At 43.8% G+C, this 22,020-nt stretch carries 20 protein-coding genes; 14 read left to right on the top strand and 6 right to left on the bottom strand.

Annotated features, from left to right (window positions below):
• The first annotated feature begins 87 nt into the window (after nt 1–87).
• From QNN06_RS30910 to QNN06_RS30895, 4 genes are all read left to right on the top strand, one after another.
• Nucleotides 88–1,515 carry a L,D-transpeptidase family protein gene (locus QNN06_RS30910; protein ID WP_284036718.1) on the top strand — a complete coding sequence of 476 codons (1,428 nt, stop codon included), beginning with the start codon at nt 88–90 and terminating at the stop codon, nt 1,513–1,515.
• A 114-nt stretch (nt 1,516–1,629) separates the two neighbouring features.
• The gene (locus tag QNN06_RS30905; RefSeq protein ID WP_213117027.1) at nt 1,630–2,076 is read left to right on the top strand and encodes a DUF3052 domain-containing protein; all 447 of its coding nucleotides are present in this window, start codon (nt 1,630–1,632) and stop codon (nt 2,074–2,076) included.
• A gap of 1,913 nt (nt 2,077–3,989) precedes the next feature.
• On the top strand, nt 3,990–5,156 hold the full coding sequence (locus QNN06_RS30900) for a ParM/StbA family protein (protein ID WP_213117028.1): 1,167 nt from the start codon (nt 3,990–3,992) through the stop codon (nt 5,154–5,156).
• A gap of 15 nt (nt 5,157–5,171) precedes the next feature.
• Nucleotides 5,172–5,765: a hypothetical protein gene (locus QNN06_RS30895; protein ID WP_217032425.1), complete on the top strand. Its 594-nt coding sequence runs from the start codon at nt 5,172–5,174 to the stop codon at nt 5,763–5,765.
• Between the two features lie 75 nt (nt 5,766–5,840).
• Here QNN06_RS30895 and QNN06_RS30890 read toward each other — a convergent pair whose 3' ends face one another.
• The 3 genes from QNN06_RS30890 to gdhA form a co-directional block, all read right to left on the bottom strand.
• Nucleotides 5,841–6,149: a hypothetical protein gene (locus QNN06_RS30890; protein WP_217032427.1), complete on the bottom strand. Its 309-nt coding sequence runs from the start codon at nt 6,147–6,149 to the stop codon at nt 5,841–5,843.
• Nucleotides 6,150–6,522: 373 nt separating this feature from the next.
• Nucleotides 6,523–6,657: a DUF4023 domain-containing protein gene (locus QNN06_RS30885; RefSeq protein WP_213117031.1), complete on the bottom strand. Its 135-nt coding sequence runs from the start codon at nt 6,655–6,657 to the stop codon at nt 6,523–6,525.
• Nucleotides 6,658–6,766: 109 nt separating this feature from the next.
• Nucleotides 6,767–8,149: an NADP-specific glutamate dehydrogenase gene (gdhA, locus tag QNN06_RS30880; RefSeq protein ID WP_284036717.1), complete on the bottom strand. Its 1,383-nt coding sequence runs from the start codon at nt 8,147–8,149 to the stop codon at nt 6,767–6,769.
• 157 nt (nt 8,150–8,306) lie between these two features.
• On the opposite strand from gdhA, the gene gltC reads away from it, so the two are divergent.
• The 3 genes from gltC to QNN06_RS30865 all read left to right on the top strand — a co-directional run bounded on the left by gltC (nt 8,307) and on the right by QNN06_RS30865 (nt 11,939).
• Nucleotides 8,307–9,212, top strand: coding sequence for a glutamate biosynthesis transcriptional regulator GltC (gltC, locus tag QNN06_RS30875; RefSeq protein ID WP_213117033.1), 906 nt, complete (start codon nt 8,307–8,309; stop codon nt 9,210–9,212).
• A gap of 128 nt (nt 9,213–9,340) precedes the next feature.
• On the top strand, nt 9,341–10,930 hold the full coding sequence (locus tag QNN06_RS30870) for a glutamate synthase-related protein (protein WP_481819235.1): 1,590 nt from the start codon (nt 9,341–9,343) through the stop codon (nt 10,928–10,930).
• Between the two features lie 64 nt (nt 10,931–10,994).
• A complete protein-coding gene (locus QNN06_RS30865; RefSeq protein ID WP_284036716.1) occupies nt 10,995–11,939 on the top strand; it encodes a phosphotransferase family protein in 945 nt (314 codons plus the stop codon).
• 36 nt (nt 11,940–11,975) lie between these two features.
• On the opposite strand, the gene pepT is transcribed toward QNN06_RS30865, so the two are convergent.
• Both pepT and QNN06_RS30855 read right to left on the bottom strand, forming a co-directional pair.
• Nucleotides 11,976–13,208, bottom strand: a complete 1,233-nt coding sequence (gene pepT, locus QNN06_RS30860) for a peptidase T (RefSeq protein ID WP_213117035.1) — start codon at nt 13,206–13,208, stop codon at nt 11,976–11,978.
• Between the two features lie 443 nt (nt 13,209–13,651).
• On the bottom strand, nt 13,652–14,608 hold the full coding sequence (locus QNN06_RS30855; RefSeq protein ID WP_284036715.1) for a nuclease-related domain-containing protein: 957 nt from the start codon (nt 14,606–14,608) through the stop codon (nt 13,652–13,654).
• 198 nt (nt 14,609–14,806) lie between these two features.
• Between QNN06_RS30855 and QNN06_RS30850 the strand changes: the two genes are divergently transcribed.
• From QNN06_RS30850 to QNN06_RS30835, 4 genes are all read left to right on the top strand, one after another.
• Nucleotides 14,807–15,430, top strand: coding sequence for a TetR/AcrR family transcriptional regulator (locus QNN06_RS30850; protein ID WP_284036714.1), 624 nt, complete (start codon nt 14,807–14,809; stop codon nt 15,428–15,430).
• Between the two features lie 86 nt (nt 15,431–15,516).
• The gene (locus QNN06_RS30845) at nt 15,517–16,404 is read left to right on the top strand and encodes an ABC transporter ATP-binding protein (RefSeq protein WP_213117037.1); all 888 of its coding nucleotides are present in this window, start codon (nt 15,517–15,519) and stop codon (nt 16,402–16,404) included.
• A gap of 3 nt (nt 16,405–16,407) precedes the next feature.
• Nucleotides 16,408–17,205, top strand: a complete 798-nt coding sequence (locus tag QNN06_RS30840; protein WP_217032438.1) for an ABC transporter permease subunit — start codon at nt 16,408–16,410, stop codon at nt 17,203–17,205.
• A gap of 16 nt (nt 17,206–17,221) precedes the next feature.
• Complete coding sequence (locus tag QNN06_RS30835) at nt 17,222–18,019, top strand: ABC transporter permease subunit (RefSeq protein ID WP_217032808.1); 798 nt, start codon at nt 17,222–17,224, stop codon at nt 18,017–18,019.
• Between the two features lie 41 nt (nt 18,020–18,060).
• Here QNN06_RS30835 and QNN06_RS30830 read toward each other — a convergent pair whose 3' ends face one another.
• On the bottom strand, nt 18,061–18,747 hold the full coding sequence (locus tag QNN06_RS30830) for a hypothetical protein (protein WP_213117039.1): 687 nt from the start codon (nt 18,745–18,747) through the stop codon (nt 18,061–18,063).
• A gap of 266 nt (nt 18,748–19,013) precedes the next feature.
• On the opposite strand from QNN06_RS30830, the gene QNN06_RS30825 reads away from it, so the two are divergent.
• The 3 genes from QNN06_RS30825 (at nt 19,014) to QNN06_RS30815 (ending at nt 21,982) form a co-directional block, all read left to right on the top strand.
• A complete protein-coding gene (locus tag QNN06_RS30825; protein WP_217032442.1) occupies nt 19,014–19,757 on the top strand; it encodes a gluconate 2-dehydrogenase subunit 3 family protein in 744 nt (247 codons plus the stop codon).
• A 59-nt stretch (nt 19,758–19,816) separates the two neighbouring features.
• The gene (locus tag QNN06_RS30820; RefSeq protein ID WP_284036713.1) at nt 19,817–21,538 is read left to right on the top strand and encodes a GMC family oxidoreductase; all 1,722 of its coding nucleotides are present in this window, start codon (nt 19,817–19,819) and stop codon (nt 21,536–21,538) included.
• A 96-nt stretch (nt 21,539–21,634) separates the two neighbouring features.
• Complete coding sequence (locus tag QNN06_RS30815; RefSeq protein ID WP_284036712.1) at nt 21,635–21,982, top strand: ASCH domain-containing protein; 348 nt, start codon at nt 21,635–21,637, stop codon at nt 21,980–21,982.
• The last annotated feature ends 38 nt before the right edge of the window (nt 21,983–22,020 follow it).

Here is a 22,020-nt window from a genome sequence, read left to right as displayed (position 1 = left end):
ATTCTACAAATTTCTCACCGAAATTTTACAAAATATTCCTTTAATTCGTGGTACTTTATATTCATCAACAGAATTGGGGAGAGAAATATGAGGAAATTATCGTCTGCGGTTTTAATTTTTGTATTAACTTTCTTTTTCTTTTCAAGCCAATCGGCGGCTGCCACTTCTCAGTTAATTATTATTAATAAGAAGACAAATACCCTCGCATATTACGATGGAGGCACATTACTAAGGACTTTTAAGGTGGCGACAGGAAGGTCAAGGGACTTAACTCCCGAAGGAAAATTTAGGATCGTTAATAAAATTGTAAATCGCCCTTATTATACAGGACATATTGCCGGGGGGGACCCCCGCAACCCACTAGGCGACCGCTGGATGGGCCTTGAGGCAAGAGGAACATATGGAACCACTTATGGCATCCATGGGAATAACAATGAAAGCTCCATTGGCCGGTACGTCAGCTCAGGCTGTGTACGCATGCATAACTCGGAAATTCGGTGGCTCTTTGACCGAATTCAAAATTATACTGAAGTGGTTATTACCCATTCCGGTGACAGTTTTGACACTATCGCCATGGCTAATGGATACGGAGTAACCGTACCAGTTAATGGGGAGAATCCAGGTACGACAGCACCACAAATTCAAAACGGCTGGGTACAAGCAGGCGGCAATAAGTATTATTATGAAAATGGAGCAGTAAAAACAGGTTGGCAGACGATAAACGGCAAAAAATATTTCTTTGATAAAGTCGGAATAATGAAGACTGGCTGGCTGACGGATGCCGGCAAGAAATATTATTTGGATAGCAGCGGCGTGTTGAAAACAGGCTGGCAAGAGATTAAAGGGAAGAAATATTATTTTGCAAACGATGGTGTGATGAAGACTGGCTGGCTTGAAGATGGTGGCCAAAAGTTCTATCTTGATAAAGACGGAGCGGCGAAAACGGGCTGGTTGGAAGACGGCGGCAATAAGTATTATTTTGATGCTGCCGGGGCAATGAAAACGGGCTGGATCGAGGATAACGGGATTAAATATTTCCTTGACGCTACCGGTGCGATGAAAACGGGTTGGCTGGAGGACGGCGGAAATAGATTTTATTTAGATAATACTGGAGCCATGAAGACCGGCTGGCTTGAAGCGGGCGACAAGAAATATTATTTTGCCGGCGATGGCGTGATGCAAACCGGGTGGGTTAAGGATGAAGAAAAATGGTACTATCTTGACCAATTAGAGGGTATGAAAACGGGCTGGATCAATTATAAAGGCAAATGGTATTACATCAACTCCAATGGCGTGATGGATAACACCGTCATCAGCAAGCTCGAGGACTTTGATCCCGCTGTTACGGAAAATACCGGCTGGACGAATATTGGCGGGAATAAATACTTTTTAAAGAAAAACCCTACTCTTGTTACTGGCTGGTTGAACTTCGAGAATAATTGGTACTATCTCTATGTTAATGCTGATATGGCAAAAAACTTCATCAATGATGAGAATAAGCTTGTACAAAATTAAGAATCGCAAGGAGAAGGCACTTCGCGGAGTGTCTTCTTTTTTTACATGAAAGGTATGATAAGTCAAAGGAAAAGTTTAAAATATTTGTAGGTTCTTTGAAAGGAAGGAAGTTCAATGTCCGTGCTAAATAAGTTGCAGTTTAAAGACCAGGGACAGCCAGTGTTGATTGTCAACGCACCGCAGTCCTATGATGAGGTCATTCGAACATTTGAAGGTGAGGTCCACCGCAAAGCGGTAATGGAAAGCTATGATTTTGTGCAGGTATTTGGGACAAGTAATGAAGAATTAGGGGCTTTGGCAAAAAGCGCCGAGAAATTCGTTAAAGAAGACGGGCTTTTCTGGCTATGTTATCCGAAAAAGTCTTCCAAGACTTATAAAGGCTCTGATTGCAGCCGCGACACGGTGATGTATTTACTGGCTGATGAAGGCTACGAACCTGTCCGGCAGATTGCCATCGACGACGATTGGTCTGCCTTAAGATTTCGGAAGGCTGAGAATATTAAAACCATGAAGCGAAGCTTCGCTGTAACGGAAAAAGGAAAAGAGCGGACGGAAGATTAGGCAAATAAGTCGAACACACTCTTTCATCCCCATATATATTGAAAAGCTAAGAAACAGATTTGAAGGTACTCATGTTGGGTACCTTCTTTTTAGTTTCACTGAAAAATTTGTAATAATCTACCGCTGTATACATTGCGCAAACAAGTTTACTTTCTGTTTACATTTTGTTTGCAAATCAGTTTACGTGTATACAAAGTTGTATGCATCCCGACATGTAGCCATGTATACAACTTTGTTGTTTTTGTAATCATCTGTGTTTACATCTTGCTTACATAGTCATTTTGAAAGGAAGTTTAATGTTAGTTCATATAAAATTGCAGTTTAAGGATATGGGACAGCCAGTGTTAATCGCATCGCAGTCTTACGATGAGGTTATGCAAACTTTGAAGTTGAGGTCCATCACGCGGCGGACATGGATCCCTATGATTTTGTCCGGATATTTAGGACATGCAATGAAGAATTGAGGGCTTTGGCAAAGACTGCTGAGAAGTTTTTAAAAGAAGACGTGCTATGCTGGCTATGCTATCCGAATAAGTCTTACAAGAACTATAAAGTAATGACTGCAGCCGGGACCCGGTTATATATTTACTGGCGGATGAAGGCTACTGTTTTGTCCAGCAGGTTTACTATCGACGATGATTGGTCTGCATTAAGATTTTGAAAGGGACAGAATATTAAAACAAGCCAAGCTTTGCTGTTACGGAAAAAGGAAAAGAGCGAAGGGAAAAATAGGTAAACGTCCCCTTTCATCCAGATATAAATTGAAAAGGTAATACTCGAATTTGATGCTGCCTATGTTGGGGACCTTCTTTTTAGTTTCACAAAATATTGTAATAAACCACCAATGTATGCAATTTGTAAACATGTTTACTTTTTGTATGCATTTTGTTTACAAATATGTTTACACGTATACAAAGTTGCATACAACCCGACGTATAGCCTTGTATAAAACTTTGTTTTTTTGTATTCATCCGTGTTTACATCCTGCTTACATTTACGTTTCTTTTTTGCCCATTCCATTTTGAAAGAAAGTTCAATGTCACAGTTCTTAAAAAATTGCAGTTTAAGGACCAAGGGCAGCCAGTGTTAATTTTCAACACACCGAAGTCCTAAGATAAGGTTATTCAAACATTTGAAGTTGATTTAACCACGCGGCGGAAATGGATCGCTATGATTTTTTTTTGCAGATATTTGGGAAAAACAATGAAGAATTGGTAGCTTTGGCCAAGAGTGCTGAGAAGTTCGTAAAAGAAGACGGGCTTTTATGGCTATGCTTTTCGAAAAAGTCTTACAAGACCTATAAAGTTCTGATTGCAGCATGGACACGGTGATATATTTACTGGCTGATGAAGACTACTAACCTGTCCAGCAGGTTTGCTATCGACGTTGATGGGTCTGCTTTAAGGTTTCGAAAGGCAGAGAATATTGAAACTATAAAGCGAAGCCTTGCCGTTACGGAAAAAGGGAAAGAGCGAATGGAAAATTATGAACCCATCCTTTCTACCCTTGTAAATGTATCTAGGATTCGAATAGATCTTGTTAAAACAAAGGAAATGGATTTAAAGGTGTCTTGCTATGGGTGCCTCTTTTTAGTTAGTTTCACTGAAATATTTGTAATAATCCAAGGGCGTTTACTATTTGTAAACATGTATACTTTTTGTTTACGTTTTGTATACAAACTTGTTTACATGTATACAAAGTTGTATACATCCATACACCAAGCCGTGTATACAACTTTGTTATTTTTGTAAACGTTAATGTTTACAAATTTCTCTGTGGTTACATCCTGTTTACAATTTTACACTTGTGTTTCTTTTCGTCCTGCCTCATTGAAGAAACTAGTAATCTTCTATACGCTAATAGAAAGAAACGAGTTTACAAATCTATTAAATAAATGAAAAGGAATGATCAATATGACTAAATCCAGAATTGCAGCTATCGATGTAGGTAATGACTCCATCAAGGCTATTTTTGGTGAATTAGAGTATGAATTAAATATTCCTAACATAATCGCTAGAGATACCGAGGACCGCCCTGTCATCGGCATTGAAGAACTGGACAGCAAAGACCCATTGGATGGGATACATATTAAAGTGCACTCCCCTGCCCTAAAGGAAAATAATATTATCTACCGTGTCGGTAATTTGGCGACAAAGAGCAATAACACCACCGAGCTGGACCCTGGCAGCAGCAAGTCTGAGGAAGACCAAACATTAATTATGCTATTTGCGTCATTGGCAATGGATGCCGTAAAAGCCGAATTCCCACGCACGAAAAACATTATTGATGCCAATTACACATTAGGAACTGGCTTGCCGCTTCGTGAAGTGAAGGAAGGCAAGGATGCCGGCTACCGTTCAAGACTGCTTGGAAATGTCCATCAGGTTGAATTTCTTGTGACCCCAAAATACCAAGGCATCAAAGTTAATATTAAGTTCAATGAGGTAAAGGTTTACCCTGAAGGCTTTGCGGCCTACATCAACCTTGTCATGGATAATAATTTAAAAGTTATTAATAAGGACTTGATCGATAAACGCATATTAATTCAAGACATCGGCGGCCTCTCTACTGACATCGCCGTCATTAAAAATCGCAATGTCGACGATGACAAGGCACAAGGGTTTAATCTTGGGGTGTCCGAATCGCTAGAAATGATTCGTGAGGAAATTCGCAAAAAACACGGTGTGGAGCTCGACAGCCGCCGCGATGTCGTAGAAATTATTACGAAGAAAAACGACCGCAACCACATCATGGTGAAAGGAAGCCGGACAAGTGTTCATGACATCACCGACCGCATCCTGCTGGACCTTGCGAAAAAACAATACCGCTTGCTGCGTAATGTATGGTCTAAGAACTCGCAAACGGAAATCTGCTACTTTGTCGGCGGCGGGTCCATCATTTTAAAGGAATACTTAAAAGCATTGAATAACGGTTTAGATGGTTTTAACATTGATTTCTTTGAGGACGAGAAGGAAAGCATTTGGATGATGTCGAATGCTTATTATAAGTTAATTACGGATTTTGTTCGTAAAACTGAGAAGCAGAGGGCTGCCCAAGATAAAGCACCAGTAAAAAGTTAATTTTAGGGTGATTCCATGAAAAAGGCATCCGAAAACGAAATCAAGAGGGGCCAGGCCATATCCTTCCGCATCCCTTCTGATACTCCGGATCACATATTAAAACAGCTTCAAAAAATTAAGGAAACAGAACGCCGGAATTTTTCCAGCAAGATTGCTTCATTTGTCATGGAGGGTGTCAGCCAATCCTTTTCCCGGGAAAAGGAAACGGTCACCATCCCCCTTCCGAAGGGACTGACGAAAGCACAGCGTGATTGGCTGAAGCACGAGCATTCCGAAGCACTGCTAGGAAGCATTCTTTATCAGTTGATTTCCGACCCGGTAAGGTCGACTGCACTGCTGGCCTCGTTGAACAGCAAGGCTGTGGATATTGATGAGGCGTTGTACCTGCAGGAGAATATGGCCTTCCCTGCCCCTGAGCCACATTCTTTATTGGAGAGGCCATTTGAAAAAGAAATAGCTGCAGGAACCGACTTGTCGGATGACGATTTGGACGAGTTTGCTTTCGAGACCATCGACCGAGTGATGTCCCCTATTGAGGAGGAAGACGGCGAGAAGGATCTTGATGCCGATGACCTGCTGGGCGGGTTTTTGGCGAGTATGAATAAATAAGAACAGTTTCAATTAAGAAGACTCGAATAATAAACATAGAAAAACAGCCCTTAATTCTCCAACGGGGCTGTTTTTTTATGGTACTGGCACTTGGTCTCCTCTAACTTGGACTTTAAAATTGGCAGTCATTTTACCATTGTTGCCACTATTATTAGTAAATGTAATAGTGTAATACCATGTTTCAGCCGCAGGTATTGGGCCGGGATTACCTTGGTTGCCCCATAATGGGTGGTCCCCTGGAAACACCCCGTTATCATAGACAGTTATAGCGTTTCCGTTTGGTACTGATTTTGTAGTTGTAATACTGGTTGATAAACCGCTGTTTCTGACGTTTTCTACTCCCCCAGCTAATACAGTTAAAGCTAAAGCTGATTTGAATTTCATAAATTTTTCCCCCTTATAGGTTACTAGATTAGTAGCTTAATTGATGATTTTCCCTTTTTTTGAAACCTGTTTTTGCTTTGATAGGCACCCCCATTGCATGTATTAATTAACTTTTTGTTGAATCATCTATTCCTAATATAGAACAACGTTGAGTATGATTATAGTCCTATATTCAACAATAACCAACAATATATAGAACTATTTTTTTGCTATTTGGAACAAAAATGACTGAAAAGTGACAATTAAATAGCTGTCTTCCTAGTTTGTAAAGCCAAAATTCAAATTGATTTCAATTAATCGTGATCAATATAGTGAACAATAATTAAAAAAGGGAGACACTTGTAATGTGCCTCCCTGTTCTCCACTATTAACCTCAATGCGTCTTATTCGGCAATTTCTTACTAGGCGTATCGCTGCCCTGATTCTGTCTGTTTTTTAAATCCTTAGCCTGTCTTTCATGAAGCTTTTCGACAAATTCATGGGTGCTGCCTTCAATGTTTTTATCCATTACTCGAACCTCCTAATTAAACTGAACAATGGTTAATGTAACCAACCACACCCAAAAACATGCAGGCACAAAAAGATCCCCTCACAAGGAGGGGATCTTAACCAAAACCTTAAATAACACCCTGCAGAATCATCGCGTCAGCGACTTTAGTGAATCCGGCAATATTGGCGCCAACTACTAGGTTGCCAGGGAAACCGTACTCTTCGGATGCCTTCACAGCGTTTTGGTAAATGTTAATCATGATTTGATGCAGTTTTGCATCGACTTCTTCAAACGTCCAAGATAAGCGCTGGCTGTTTTGTGCCATTTCAAGAGCGGAAACTGCTACACCCCCGGCATTAGCCGCTTTACCAGGGCCAAACAGAACATCGTTGTTTAAAAATACATCGACTGCTTCAAGGGTGGATGGCATGTTAGCTCCCTCGGCAACTGCTTTCACTCCGTTTGCCACCAGCATTCTTGCAGACGCTTCATTGATTTCATTTTGTGTTGCACAAGGAAGAGCGATATCGCATGGAATTGACCAGATGCCGGAGCAGCCTTCATAATACTGTGCTTCCGGATGGTACTTTACATACTCGCTGATGCGCTTGCGGTCTACTTCCTTAATTTGTTTCACAGTCTCGACATTAATGCCGTTTTCATCATAGATATAGCCGCATGAATCGCTACAGGCCACAACCTTTGCGCCAAGCTGGGCAGCTTTTTCAATCGCATAGATGGAAACATTACCGGAGCCGGAGACAACGACGGTGCTGCCAGCGATGCTTAGGCCTTGATCTTTCAGCATTTCCTGTACGAAATAAACGGTGCCATAGCCGGTCGCTTCTGTTCTTGTTAAGCTTCCGCCGTAGCCGATGCCTTTTCCGGTTAAAACGCCAGCCTCATTGCCGCCGCGGATTTTTTTATAATAACCGAAAAGATAGCCGATTTCTCTGCCGCCGACACCGATATCCCCTGCAGGTACGTCGACGTCTGGGCCGATGTGGCGGTAAAGCTCTGCCATAAAGCTTTGACAGAAGCGCATAATTTCGCGGTCTGATTTACCCTTAGGGTCGAAGTCGGAGCCGCCTTTGCCGCCGCCGATTGGCTGGCCGGTTAAAGAGTTTTTGAAAATTTGCTCAAAGCCCAAGAATTTAATGATGCTGGCGTTAACTGATGGATGAAAGCGCAGACCGCCTTTGTATGGCCCGATTGCGCTGTTATACTGGACTCGGAAGCCACGGTTCACGTGCACCTTGCCTGAATCATCCACCCATGGAACACGGAAAGTAATAACCCTCTCAGGTTCAACGATTCTTTCGAGAATTCCCTCCTGCATATATTTTGGGTGTTTCGCAAATACAGGCACAAGCGAATCGAAAATTTCCTTAACGGCTTGATGAAATTCACTCTCGAATGGATTGCGGATCTTCACCGTTTCATAAACTTCACTTACATAATCCCTTGCTGCCTGTGATCCTGACTGTTTTACATGCTCAATAGTTTGCATGAAATCACCCCTTTTTTAAAAATAATTAATATGTCCTAAATACTGAATATTTTATTTTTTCACGTCAATTAATTTTATTATGTAAAATTAATCTAATCAATGCTAATAATAGATATAATTAATATAGAAATGAGATTGATTGGAAGGGGCGGAAAAAATGGAGCTAAGGCAGATTAAATATTTTATTGAAGTAGCCAAACGGGAGCATGTGACAGAGGCGGCGTATCGGCTCCACGTCGCGCAATCTGCAGTCAGCAGGCAGATTTCCAACCTGGAGGAGGAGCTTGGGGTCAGCTTATTTATCCGCGAAGGGCGAAATGTCAAACTGACGCCGATTGGTGAAATGTTTTTAAAGCATATGGAGCAGGCGGTAAAGCTGATTGAAGATGCCACAAGTGAGGTAGAGGAATTCCTCGACCCTGAGAAAGGGACAATCCGCATTGGGTTTCCCAGCAGTCTGGCCGGCTACACCTTGCCTACGACGATTTCTGCCTTCAGGGAGCGGTATCCTAATGTGAAGTTTCATTTAAATCAGGGATCCTATGCCTATTTAATTGAAGGGGTAATAAAGGGAGAGTTTAATATGGCGCTGATTGGCCCGGTGCCCAAGAAGGAAAAGAAAATTACCGGGAAAACGCTTTTTACCGAAAACATTGTGGCTCTACTGCCTGAGTCCCATCCACTAGCTAGTAAACGAGTTTTGAAGTTAAGTGACTTGCGGGATGAACCCTTTATCGTATTTCCTCAGGGCTTTATTTTGCGTAAGATCATTGTGGATGCCTGCGCGCAACTTGGCTTTGAGCCAATGGTGGCCTTCGAGGGAGAGGATATTGATGCCATTAAAGGCTTGGTTTCTGCGGGCCTTGGGATTACGCTGATTCCAGAAATTACGCTCATCGACAGTCTCCCCCGCTCAACGGTTAAAATTGCTGTTACAGAGCCTAACGTCAGCCGCACGGTCGGCGTCATCATCCCGGCAGAACGCAGCCTGCTGCCAACCGAAAAACTTTTTTATGAGTTTTTGAGCGAGTTTTTTGGCATGCTGGACCGATTTCAAATTTAATTTTAAAAAAATGACGCTAATAGACTGTCCATGGATATTACCATAACCATCATACATATGTATTAGGTATGCGTTTGTTGCTTTTGGACTGTACATCTGCAAATGCCAAATAAATAAGGAGGCTTTTGATGGTGTTATGGACAATTTTGACTGTTCTATTGGTAGTCTTCATTGGCGGGCCGCTTTGCTTTTTCCTATGGCTGCGTAATTTGGCAAAAAAGCCGCAGCACTCGATTATCCGGGCCTATCCCTATTTTGGCTGGATCCGCTATGTGCTGGAAATGCTGGGTCCAAAGCTGAGGCAGTATTGGTTTGATGATGATAATGGTGCCAGACCGTTTTCCCGTGCCGATTATTTAGGGGTTGTTTTTTCAGCGAAATATCGAACTGATTTAATCAGTTTTGGTTCGAAACGTGACTTTGAGAAGCCCGGCTACTATATTGCCAACGGCCTGTTCCCTCTTTTAAAGGAAGAATTAAGGGTCGACAATCAAGAAAAGGTCGAGGGGATGAAATACAAAATTGACCATGAGGGTTTATTTTTCCGCAAGGAGCACTTGGCGGAGGATCAGATTCCACGCTGGCTTTTTCATGAGGAGGAGGCTATTGTGGTCGGCGTGGAGCGGAGGGAGCCATGGGAGCTCCACGGCCCCTTTGGTGCATCTGCTACTTCCTATGGTTCTGTTGGAGAGAATTATATTCTTTCAACGGGGCATGGCTGCCAAATGGCAGGCGGTTCGTGGTTAAATACAGGTGAAGGCGGGATTGCCCCGGAACACTTGGCGGGCGGGGCCGATGTCGTGGCGCAGATAGGGCCAGGTTTATTTGGTTTTCGGGACCATGAGGGTAATTTTTCAATGGAGGAATTTAGAAAAATTTCCTCGGAGACGTCGATTAAAGCCTTTGAGCTGAAGTTTGGCCAGGGGGCGAAAATTCAGGGCGGCCATCTCGAGGGAGCGAAGGTGACGGCAAAGGTAGCAAGCATTCGCAAGGTGAAAGAGGGCGAGACGATTATTTCCCCTAACCGCTTTGCGTTTTTGCGAAATGCTGAGGTAGCCTTGGAGTTTATTAAACGATTGCAGGAAGAAGGCGGAAAACCGGTTGGCATAAAAATTGTTGTGGGGTATCAGCTAATTTTGGATGAGTTTTTTGGAGCGATGAATAGGCTTGGGATTTATCCTGATTTTATTACGGTGGACGGCAGCGAGGGGGGATCTGGGGCAACGTATAAAGCGATGGCCGATACAATGGGGCTGCCGCTTTACCCTGCGTTGCTTGCTGTGGTTGACAAGGCCCATGAATATGGCATTCGCAACCGGTTTAAGATATTTGCTTCCGGAAAGCTGATTGCGGCTGATAAAATAGCAATTGCCCTCGCGATTGGCGCCGATGCGGTGAATTCAGCACGCGGCTTTATGATGGCGAATGGCTGCATTATGGCACTGCAATGCCATACAGGCAAATGCCCCGCCGGTGTCACCACGACCGACCCTAAGCAGCAGGAGGCACTCGTTCCTGAGGAGAAGAAATGGCGGGTCATGAACTATATTATCAGCATCCGCCAGGGACTGTTTGCCCTAGCGGCAGCGTGCGGCCTTGATTCTCCCCGAAAATTTACCCGTGAGCATATTGTTTTTATGGGTGCAGATGGCCAGGTTAGGCGATTATCGGAGCTATTTCCCCTTCCAGAAGAAGGTCCCGTTGTCGTGGATGAATAACTTGCCAAATTATGGGATTGGCATTATATTCATAGTGAAAACCTACTAAAAAGGTTGTGGGTCTATGGCGCTGCCAAACGATATCGTCCATGAGGATGGGAGTTTAAATGCCAGTTTGATATTAAAAAAGGAACGCCTTTATCAGGGCATGAACGGCAGGTTCGTTGAGCGGTTTTATTTGTCTCCTAAGGAAAGCTACATTTTTAAACCGCTGACGAATAACGCCCAGATGGGTAAAGAGACCTGGATTCATGAGCATGTCCTCAGCCGATTCCCGGCCATTTTTCCAAAAATTTTGGCTTACTCCAAGCATGTTAACCCTGATTTAAGCTGGATGATTCTTGAGGACCTCGGCCCGCTTTCGCATGAGTTTACGGAGGAAACGGTCCTTGGTGTGGTTAGGTGGATGGCTTGGTGGCACTACCTCCCGTTGGAGTCGTTTCCGGATGTGCCGTTGAATGGGTTGAAGCCGCGGATTGAAGTGGTGGCCGAGGAGGTCAGCGAGAATAAGGATGACCTTCTTAGGGTGCTTCCGCAATTGGGGCTCACTGAAAAACATGTTCTTCATGTGTTTAAACAGCTTGATAGTTTCATATTTTCAAAGCTTCAGGTATTATCACACGGGGATTTGCATTTGGGGAATTACGCTGTTGTGAAGGGGAAATTAATCATCTTAGACTGGGAGCACACCCATTTGAATACGCCCTTCTGGGATTTATATCATCTGTTGGATATGGCACATCCGATTTTCCCCAAAAAGGTAACTAAGGGGTTTCGGAAGCAGGTGCTGGGGTTTTATCTTGGGCAGGTAGGAATGAAGCTGGACGGTCCGGCTTTTGTTCGGGAATACTATTTGTTCTCGGCGGTGTTTTCGATGTGGATGATTTTGTTGATTCAAAGAGATTTACAAGCCGATGAAGGTAAGTGGTCGAGGGAGCAGCTGAAACGGCAATTGGATGAGACGGTGTTAAGCCTGCGGCAGTGCGCGGAGGCGCTGGTTGATTGGTAGAAAAAAAGCTAACCTGTGGCGGTTAGCTTTCTTTTTTTAAGCTTTTTTTTCAAAAAGCTTAATGACTTCAATGATGGTTTCGGTTGCTTTCACCATGTTTTGCACGGAAATGAATTCGTATTTGCCGTGGAAGTTTTCGCCACCGGTAAAGATATTTGGCGTCGGCAGACCCATGAATGATAGCTGAGAACCGTCTGTACCGCCGCGAATTGGCTTAATAAGCGGCTTGATATCCAAGCTCTCCATCGCCTCCTGAGCAATATCGACGATTTGCTTGACCGGCTCGATTTTTTCGCGCATGTTATAGTATTGGTCTTTCATCTCAAGCTGAACTGTGTCACTGCCGTATTTTTCGTTAAGCTGCTGGACAATGCTTTCCATCGTCGCTTTTCTTTTATTAAAAATTTCTCTGTCATGGTCGCGGATGATATAGTTGAGCTTAGTCTGCTCGACATCGCCGTTAAAGGACAGCAGATGGTAGAAGCCTTCGTACCCTTCTGTATGCTCCGGTGCCTCCTGCGGCGGAAGCTGGCTATGTAATTCCATCGCGATCTTCATCGAATTGACCATTTTGTCTTTAGCAGAACCAGGATGAATATTGTTACCTTTTATGGTGATTTTCGCTCCGGCGGCATTAAAGCTTTCATATTCAAGCTCGCCAAGCGGACCGCCGTCAACAGTGTAGGCGTACTTTGCGTTGAATGCCGCAACGTCAAACTTATGAGGCCCCCTGCCGATTTCCTCATCCGGCGTGAACGCAACGCGGACCTTACCGTGCTTAATTTCCTGGTTTTGAATTAGGTGCGCCATGGCCGTCATGATTTCTGTTACGCCGGCTTTGTTGTCGGCCCCAAGCAGCGTGGTGCCGTCGGTTGTAATGAGGGTGTGCCCTTTATAGTCTTTGAGGTTCGGGAAGTCCTTTGGCGACATAATGACGTTCAGGGCCTCGTTAAGGACGATTTCCCCACCTTGATAGCTTTCAAGAATTTGTGGATTGACGTTTTTGCCGGTAAAATCAGTCGCTGTGTCAACGTGGGCCAGGAAGCCGATGGTTGGCACTTCTTTATCGGTATTGGACGGCAGCGTCGCCATCACATAGCCGTTCTCGTCGATGGTCACCTCTTGCATGCCGATTTGGTTGAGCTCATCGACAAGCATGCGCAGCAGCGTCCACTGCCCATCCGTTGATGGACAAGTCTCACTGCTCTCATCCGACTGCGTATCCACTTTCACATAGGAAGTAAATCGTTGAATCAATTCCTCTTTCAAGTTAGCACACTCCCTTTTTATATATTTTCATGATTATCATATCACTTTACGGGAGCGGATACACGTTTTTGAAGGGGGGCGCATAAATGAACAAAGGCTCCAACTTGCAGATAAGCGCCCCTAATTTGCAAAAGGCAATACAACTTGCGTATAAACTGTCCCAAGTTGCGGATAGAGGCCTCCAAGTTGCGGATAAGAGGTCCCAACTTGCGAAAGGCGTTCCAACTTGCGGATAGATGGTCCCAAGTTGCGGATAGCAGCCCCCAAGTTGCGGATAAGGGGTCCCAACTTGCGAAAGGCGTTCCAACTTGCGGATAGCAGCCTCCAAGTTGCGGATAAGCGCCCCAATTTGCGAGAGGCATTCCAACTTGCGTATAGACGGCCCCAAGTTGCGGATAACAGTCTCCAACCTGTGAAAGCCAACAGTATCATTAAAAGGGTAATTATTTTTTGAAATAATTAAGGTCAAATACATATTTTCGGTAACGGGATTCTCCTACATAACTCAAGTTCATCCCCTTTAAAATGCGATTCGCCACATAGATATCCTCCACCCCCAAAAACTCCCGGCACTCCCGGTTCGTAATGGTCCTGCTCACCACCAAAAACCACTCCAATAATGTCCTTTGATGAGCCAAATGGTCTGTTGCACCGCAAAAAGGGCAAATCCATGTCCTTGGACTCTTCACCATACCGAACCTGTTGCACACAACGCAACGCACGCCATTTTTAAAATCACCCCGCGGGATTTTGTAAGACTCTGAGACCGGTTTTGGAATAAAAGGTTGGTGGCTTTTGAGGAGCTCTGACGAAAGCCAATGGAAGGTTTCTGGATCCAACTTAAAGTCTGGCTGAGGAATGTTTCGAATGAATGAGGGAATCAAGTTGGGGAATAAAAGCCGCGTTTTTGCCGGGGGGACGGCGACAATCTGCTTCGGATAGGCCAGGACAACCGAACCGTAAATAGGAATGCGGATATTGTGCTTCCGTAACCAATCACTCAATAATTCGTAATTTCGTTCCAATTGGACTACTGGACTTTCAAATCCGTCCTTGTGTCCATCATCACGGGTTCGGATTAATTGGGGTGGATTGTCCTTAAATTCGAGGACCTTGGCGATGTTTTTGACTTCAAGAATATTGCCAAACCAGGGTGTCAGTCCAAAGCTGTCAATTTGAAATTTTTCATCTGAGGAAGGCCGTAAATCATGGTAAGCGTGGTGCGGAAAGGAAAATGAAGTTTTTCGAAAAATCTCTGCCACCCGCTCCTCCCCGGCAATCCCGGCCTCTACGGAAGCCTGCTTGCCAGATAATATAGGAAGCATTGGATGCTTCGGTGGCAGCCTGTTTTGGGTAGCTATCAAACCTTCTAACGTTAATGATCGATCTCTGTCTTTCATGAGCACCTCCATTAAAATTTTGTCGCACATCCGCATCGTACCACACCCCAAATCCCCATACTATCGCCATCAATATAAGTTCATTTTTTTGTAAAAAAATATAGGATTGACCACTATTGACCACAATGGTCAATAGGAATAAAATGTAATTGACCGATACGGTCAACGTCTAATAACCAAAGGAGTGGGAACACCCAAATGTTTTCGAAATTCCTCAACCTAGATCAAGAAAAACAAGACCGAATTATTAATGCAGCAATTAAGGAATTTGCCCAGAAAGGCTATGATAAGGCATCGACCAATGAAATTGTAAAGGAAGCGGGAATCTCGAAGGGGCTTTTGTTTCATTATTTTCAGAACAAAAAGCAACTGTACCTATTTCTGTTTGAATATAGCTATGAGCTCATTGCAGATGAATTTTATAAAAAAGTTGACCTTGCCGATACGGACTTTTTCTCGAGAATGAGACAGGCAATCATGATTAAAATGGATCTGCTGACGCAATATCCAGACCTTTTTAACTTTATGCAGGAGGCCTTAATGGATGACTCGGCAGAAATTAAAGTGGAAATGGAAAAAAAGAAAAAGGAACTAATCGACATCAATTTTGGAAAAGTTTATGAGGGAATTGATTTGTCGAAGTTCAGGGATGACGTTGACATACAAAAAATCTTAAAAATTATCACCTGGACTTTCGAAAAAATGAGTGATGAGGAACTTTATAAAGCAAAGATGCAGCCAGACCACAAAATTGATTACAAAAAGGTCAGCCGAGAAGCAGAAGAATATTTCGAGGTTTTAATTAAATGCTTTTATAAATGAAGACTTGCCGACTGACAAGCCGATAGGCGCCGGCTGAGGCTTAGTCGAATTTATGCGAATTAGCCAAATAAAGGGAGGCCTCAATCATGAACGTAATTGAAATTAAAAACCTGACAAAGACATACGGCAAAGCAAGGGGAATCACCGATATCAACTTTAACGTGGAAGAAGGCGAGATTTTCGGCTTCATCGGACCGAATGGAGCCGGGAAATCGACAACAATCCGCACACTCCTGTCGCTCATATATCCGACAAGCGGCAGTGCAACAATTTTTGGAAAAGATTGCATCAAATTTGCTCCGGAAATAAAAAAAGAAATCGGCTACCTGCCGTCGGAAGTGTTCTATTACGACAATATGAAGGTAAAGGACCTCTTGAAGTATTCGGCCAGCTTTTACAAAAAGGACTGCAGCAAGCGGATCAAGGAATTGGCGGACATTATGGACCTTGACCTGAATAAAAAAATTGATGACCTTTCCTTGGGAAATAAAAAGAAGGTCGGCATTGTCCAAGGGCTGCTACATGAACCGAAGCTCATCATTCTCGATGAACCAACGAGCGGCCTCGACCCCTTGATGCAGCAGAAATTCTTTGAACTTCTTGAGGAAGAAAATAAAAAAGGCGCCACCATCCTCTTTTCCTCGCATATTCTCAGTGAGGTTCAGAGACTCTGTAACCGAGTGGCTATCATTAAAGAAGGTAAGATTGTTACAGTTGAAAAGATTAGTACGTTAAAAGAAAACAATTATAAAAAGTTTAAAGTCGAAACAAAGGTGCCGCTGGACCAGAATTATTTTCAAATAGATGGAGTCAGCAATCTGACTGGGAAAGGAAATGTAACGAGCTTTTTATTTAGAGGGGATATCAACGCGGTCCTGAGGAAAGTCGCAGAAATCGAAATAACCAACTTGTGGATTGAAGAGCCAGACCTTGAAGAAATATTCCTTCATTATTACGAAAAGGAGGCCAAATAAATTATGAATATATTTATTCATGAATTAAAGGCCTACCGGAAGTCGACGATCATCTGGACGATTTCGCTAATTGCCGTATTTGCGCTGTTTATGTCCATGTTTCCGGCCTTCTCAAAAGATGCCGATGAATTCAAAAAGCTGCTGGAAGGCTATCCGGAAGCTTTAAGGAAAGCCATCGGCCTCAACCTAGGCAATTTATTTACGATTCTAGGATTCTATTGTTATGCCTTGACGTTTATCATATTGTGTGGAGCGATTCAGGCCATGAATCTTGGGACTTCGATTGTTAGCAAGGAGGTCCGGGAAAAAACGGCGGATTTTCTATTGACCAAACCAGTTACACGAAAACAGGTGTTAACCGCCAAGCTGCTGGCGGCATTCGCTTCACTCGTCATCACAAATATTGTATATATTGCAGCTGCAACGGTAATTGCCTCCCAGGTGAAAACGGCCGAGTTTAGTATGAAACAATTCATTCTGCTTTCGATGACGATGTTTTTCATTCAACTGATGTTTCTTGCCTTTGGTTTCATTGTTTCTGTTCTCGCTCGGAAACTCAAGTCCGTGCTGCCCGTGTCACTTGGGACAGTGTTTGCGTTCTATTTTATCGGCGCAATCAGCGCCACAACGGATGATGAAGCGAAGCGCTACTTTTCACCGTTCAAGTATTTTAATAATGATTATATTTTAAAACATTCGAGCTATGAAGCATCATTTATGATTGTGGGTGCGGTGATTATTTTGCTTGCAGTTGCGGCGAGTTATTTCGTTTATACAAAAAAAGATATCCATGCTGTGTAGGAGGGAGCTCGTGCAAATGAATATCTATTTAAGAGAACTGAAGTCCCATCGGAAATCGCTCATCATTTGGTGTATTGGCGTTTTCCTGATGGTGGTTTCCGGGATGCAAAAATTCGCAGGGTTATCATCATCAGGCCAATCGCTGAATGACCTGTTTCAGGATATGCCAAAGTCCCTTCAGGTGGTGATGGGTGTTGGTGCGCTTGACATGGATAAGGTCAGCGGCTACTACGGGATGCTGTTTATCTATCTATTATTGATGGCAACTATTCATGCGGCAATGCTCGGAGCGACCATCATTGCCAAGGAAGAGCGGGATAAAACCTCCGAGTTCCTGTTTGTAAAACCCGTTTCGAGAGCTAAAATTATTACCGCCAAACTTTTGGCGGCCTTTACGAATATCTTTATTTTTACCCTCGTTACTTGGGGATCGTCAATTGTCATCGTTGGGAAATACGCTGATGGAGAGTCGGTGAATGGTGATATTGCCATCACCATGATGGGGATGTTCATCCTGCAACTTTTATTTATGGCCATTGGCAGTAGCATCTCTGCTTTAAAAAGAAAACCGAAAAAGGCTGCATCACTGGCGGCCGGAATCCTGTTGCTTACATTTGTTTTATCAGTAGTCATTGATTTGAATGGAAGCATCGAGTTCCTGAAATTCGTGACGCCGTTCAAATACTTTGAAGCCAAAAACATCATGTACGGCGGCGGGCTCGATACTGTCTACGTGTTAATCTCTGCTGTTTTATTTATCACTCTTTTAACAGTCACATTAATATATTATAAAAAGAAAGATTTAAACATATAAAAAAGGTCTGACCCCCGCTAGTGAGCCGGGAGTCAGACCTTTTATTTTTCGTTTGCCATTTTAACTAATGTGATGATATCGCTTGAAAGCTTGCTATAGGATGGTGATGGTGCTTTGATATTGGCTTTGATTCCGTCGATAAGCGGCAGAGCATTTGGATTTGTAATGGAAAGAACCTGAACTTGGCCGTTAAAGGCTTTGTTCATTAAATCCTTGGCCTTGGCAAGGTTATCGTCAGTATTTAGTTTATTGACATCGACACCGTCAAGGGTCCCTTTTCCGGATAAACCGGTAGTGTTTTTTAATACTTTATTTTGCATTTCATCATAAGTGGTGGAGGTTGTGGCTGGCTCCGCCCTTGCCAAAATCACCGTGTCATCAAGTACAAACACCTTGATACCGGTAATCCCCTGCCCTGCAAGCCTGGACTCTAAATGGGATGAGATACCGCCATCATGCAGGCTTGAGCTTCCAATTAAACTGTAAACATTTTCCCCAAGGCCCGCTGTTTGATTGTTTGTACTTGTAGTGTGTTTCTTCGATCTGTCGACGCTTGGAATCACGTCAACATTATTTTGGCCTTGGACATGGCCATTTCCTTTTTCATTTAAAGATTGTTGATGAAGATCCTCTGCATTTCCTTTCAGCTCCTGCTGGGCTGAGCATGCGCCAAGAATTAATAGAACAGCAATCATCGGCACATACCACATGTTTCTAATTTTTTTCATATTATTTCCTCCTTTTTACCAAATAAAATCCCCTGATTTTTTGTGAGTATACATGCTTTATTTTGGGAACATTATCAAGCAATAGCGGCGGACTGCCGTATTTTTCAAATAATGTTGTCTATTGTCTAGCTGCAGCGCCTAGCCCCTCGAGTCATAAGCCAATCCGTCATGAAGGTTAAAAAGCAACCTTCCTGCCGGCTCGTCTTATGCTTGTCGGGGCTGAGCAAGGCGCTTCCGCTTTTCTAATTTCCTTGGAGGTGTGTTCCATGGCTGAAGAAAACAAAGAAAAACAAGAAACATTATCGAGAAGAAGATTTCTTCGCAATACTGGTTTTACCGTAGGGGGACTTGCTGTTGGCGGGATCTTGGGCAGTTTGGTCCCAAGGGGAAAGGATGATAACAAGAACAATCCGCCGGCGCCTCAAGACCAAGATTTCAATCAGGCGCTGATGTATTTTACCCCGGAACAATTTAGGATTACCGAAGCTGCCACCGAACGAATATTCCCTAACGATGATAACGGACCGGGGGCAAAGGCATTGGGCGTTGCCTATTTTATTGATCACCAGTTAGCCGGTGATTGGGGCTTCAATGCCAGGGACTATATGCAGGCACCCTTTTTTCCCGGTGAAAAAGTTCAGGGGTATCAGGGGCGCTTAAAACGAAGGGATATTTTTGATATTGGACTGCGTGAGCTGCAAAATTACAGTAACACAGTAAGTAAGAAAAATTTCGAAGAACTTTCGGGTGATGAGCAGGACAAAATTTTGAAAGATTTTGAAGAGGATAAGGTGAATTTAACGACCCTATCCCCTAGCGGCTTTTTCCAGCTGCTGAGAAGTGCAACCTTAGAGGGAGTTTACAGTGATCCATTATATGGAGGAAATAAAAATATGGATGGCTGGAAAATGCGAAACTACCCTGGCAGCCAAATGGCCTATGCCGAGATTATCGAGAAGGACTTCCAGAAGATTAAACCGCAAAGCCTGCAAAGCCATATGAAGCATTAAACCAAAGGGCTCAAGTACCAATATTAATAGATTTTATTTTTAAAAAAGAAGGTGGAAAAATGGCGAGAAAATTACCAAAAGCTGACGTCGTCCTGGTGGGAGTTGGCTGGACTGGCGGAATTATTGCATCTGAGCTGACGAAAAAGGGCCTGAAGGTGGTCGGATTGGAACGAGGCAAGGAAAGAAAGACCGAAGATTATTTCATGGTTCATGATGAACTTAGATATGCACTGCGCTATGATCTATTCCAGGATCTTTCCAAAGAAACGATTACCTTCCGGGGCAACGATAGAATCCGCGCCCTGCCAATGAGACAGTATGGTTCATTTCTGCTCGGGGATGGTTTAGGGGGGTCTGGTGTTCACTGGAACGGACAGACATACCGGTTCCTTCCTTATGATTTTGAGATTCGCAGTAAAACGATTGAAAAATATGGGCAAAACAAAATCCCAGCGGAAATGTCTATTCAGGATTGGGGCATTACCTATGACCAGCTGGAGCCTTACTACGACAAATTTGAGAAAACATGCGGAATTTCGGGTGAGGAGAACCCGCATCCCGGTGCCGGAAAGCGGTCGGATAAATTCCCAACCCCGCCGATGAAGAAATCACCGGCTATAAAAATGTTTGAGACAGCGGCAAAGAACTTGAAGCTGAATCCTTATATGATGCCGTCAGCTAACTTATCAGAATCGTATAAAAACCCAGATGGCATCTCAAGGGCGGCCTGTCAATACTGCGGCTACTGCGAGCGATTTGGCTGCGAGTACGGGGCTAAAGCCGATCCGGTCGTCACGGTTATTCCGGTTGCCAAAAAAACAGGAAATTTCGAGATTAGAACCCATTCCCATGTAAGAAGGATATTACATACGGGCAACAAAGCGACCGGGGTTTTATATGTCGATACAACAACAGGCGAAGAAATTGAACAGCCGGCCGATATTGTGGTCCTGACAAGCTATGTGTTTAATAATGTCCGCCTGCTGCTTATGTCGGACTTGGGCAGACCGTATGATCCGGCAACAGGGACAGGCGTGATTGGGAAAAACTATGCTTATCAAGTTATGAAAGGAAATGCGGTTGGCTTTTTCAATGATAAGGAATTCAGTACCTTTGCCGGTGCCGGGTCACTCGGAATCGTCCTTGACGATTATAATGGCGATAACTTTGATCATTCAAACCTGGGCTTTATCCATGGGGGCAGCATATCACTCACCCAAACAGGGTTAAGGCCGATTCAAAATAATCCTGTTCCGAAGGGCACGCCAGCTTGGGGCAAAGAGTTCAAACAACAGTCGCTCAAATATGCCAACCGTTTTCTTTCAGTTGGCGGTCAAGGCTCATCCATGCCGTTTAAGCATCACTATCTCGACTTGGACCCTACTTATAAGGATGCATTCGGCGACCCGTTAATCAGGATTACCTTTGATTTCGAGGATCAGGACCGGAAGTTGGCTGTGTTCCTAGCTGAAAAATCCGCACAAATCTTGAAGGAAATGGGCGCAAATCATATTGATTCGCTGAAGGAGCTGGGACCTTACGATATTACCACCTACCAGTCCACTCACAATACCGGCGGTGTTATCATGGGTGCAGATCCGTCTACCTCTGCCGTCAATAATTATTTACAAATGTGGGATGTGGACAATTTATTTGTGGTGGGCGCGGCTAACTTTGCCCACAATTCCGGGTACAACCCGACTGGAACCGTCGGCGCTCTCGCTTACCGTTGCGCAGAAGGCATCGACAAATACCGGCAAACCGGCGGGCAGGTAGTCTAATTCACGGCCTTCTCTTTGCTTTTTTCCGTTCGTTTTTATTACAATAGCAATAGTGTTAAAATAAATAACTGAATTGGAAAAAGGAGGATATTAAAAATGACTACTCAACATGAAAACAATACATTACCACCGAAAACCTGTTCCGTTGAACGAATGGTCACAATGGAGGAAGACGTTAAGAAGGTGATCGCTGGTGAAAAAACAGCGACCCGCCGCAATGGCCGCTATGCTGACCCAGGCGAAATCATGACCCTGGAGGGCCATCAGTTTGTGGTAGATAAAGTCTACTCACAAAGCCTTGGTGAACTAACAGATGAGGATGCCCGCCGCGAGGGCTTCAACAATGTGGAAGAATACAAACAATCGATTCTTTCCATTCACCCGGGAATGCCGTGGCTCCCGCAAATGCGCGTCTGGGTTCATGAATTCAGCCCGGTAAAATAAAATCAATGAAAAGGGCCTGTCCTCCGCTGCTTTAATGC

This window comes from Neobacillus sp. 114 (genome assembly GCF_030127045.1).
Lineage (GTDB): Bacteria > Bacillota > Bacilli > Bacillales > Cytobacillaceae > Neobacillus > Neobacillus rhizophilus.
This window is presented reverse-complemented; position numbering and strand designations above follow the sequence as displayed.

What these genes read in the sequence shown, in the direction of transcription:
- QNN06_RS30815 (WP_284036712.1), top strand. Translation starts at nt 21,635, where the DNA reads ATGACTACTCAACATGAAAACAATACATTACCACCGAAAACCTGTTCC.
- QNN06_RS30905 (WP_213117027.1), top strand. Translation starts at nt 1,630, where the DNA reads ATGTCCGTGCTAAATAAGTTGCAGTTTAAAGACCAGGGACAGCCAGTG.
- QNN06_RS30870 (WP_481819235.1), top strand. Translation starts at nt 9,341, where the DNA reads ATGGTGTTATGGACAATTTTGACTGTTCTATTGGTAGTCTTCATTGGC.
- QNN06_RS30825 (WP_217032442.1), top strand. Translation starts at nt 19,014, where the DNA reads ATGGCTGAAGAAAACAAAGAAAAACAAGAAACATTATCGAGAAGAAGA.
- gltC (WP_213117033.1), top strand. Translation starts at nt 8,307, where the DNA reads ATGGAGCTAAGGCAGATTAAATATTTTATTGAAGTAGCCAAACGGGAG.
- QNN06_RS30830 (WP_213117039.1), bottom strand. Translation starts at nt 18,747, where the DNA reads ATGAAAAAAATTAGAAACATGTGGTATGTGCCGATGATTGCTGTTCTA.
- QNN06_RS30890 (WP_217032427.1), bottom strand. Translation starts at nt 6,149, where the DNA reads ATGAAATTCAAATCAGCTTTAGCTTTAACTGTATTAGCTGGGGGAGTA.
- QNN06_RS30840 (WP_217032438.1), top strand. Translation starts at nt 16,408, where the DNA reads ATGAATATATTTATTCATGAATTAAAGGCCTACCGGAAGTCGACGATC.
- gdhA (WP_284036717.1), bottom strand. Translation starts at nt 8,149, where the DNA reads ATGCAAACTATTGAGCATGTAAAACAGTCAGGATCACAGGCAGCAAGG.
- QNN06_RS30910 (WP_284036718.1), top strand. Translation starts at nt 88, where the DNA reads ATGAGGAAATTATCGTCTGCGGTTTTAATTTTTGTATTAACTTTCTTT.
- QNN06_RS30835 (WP_217032808.1), top strand. Translation starts at nt 17,222, where the DNA reads ATGAATATCTATTTAAGAGAACTGAAGTCCCATCGGAAATCGCTCATC.
- QNN06_RS30865 (WP_284036716.1), top strand. Translation starts at nt 10,995, where the DNA reads ATGGCGCTGCCAAACGATATCGTCCATGAGGATGGGAGTTTAAATGCC.
- QNN06_RS30885 (WP_213117031.1), bottom strand. Translation starts at nt 6,657, where the DNA reads ATGGATAAAAACATTGAAGGCAGCACCCATGAATTTGTCGAAAAGCTT.
- QNN06_RS30850 (WP_284036714.1), top strand. Translation starts at nt 14,807, where the DNA reads ATGTTTTCGAAATTCCTCAACCTAGATCAAGAAAAACAAGACCGAATT.
- QNN06_RS30895 (WP_217032425.1), top strand. Translation starts at nt 5,172, where the DNA reads ATGAAAAAGGCATCCGAAAACGAAATCAAGAGGGGCCAGGCCATATCC.
- QNN06_RS30900 (WP_213117028.1), top strand. Translation starts at nt 3,990, where the DNA reads ATGACTAAATCCAGAATTGCAGCTATCGATGTAGGTAATGACTCCATC.
- QNN06_RS30820 (WP_284036713.1), top strand. Translation starts at nt 19,817, where the DNA reads ATGGCGAGAAAATTACCAAAAGCTGACGTCGTCCTGGTGGGAGTTGGC.
- QNN06_RS30845 (WP_213117037.1), top strand. Translation starts at nt 15,517, where the DNA reads ATGAACGTAATTGAAATTAAAAACCTGACAAAGACATACGGCAAAGCA.
- QNN06_RS30855 (WP_284036715.1), bottom strand. Translation starts at nt 14,608, where the DNA reads ATGAAAGACAGAGATCGATCATTAACGTTAGAAGGTTTGATAGCTACC.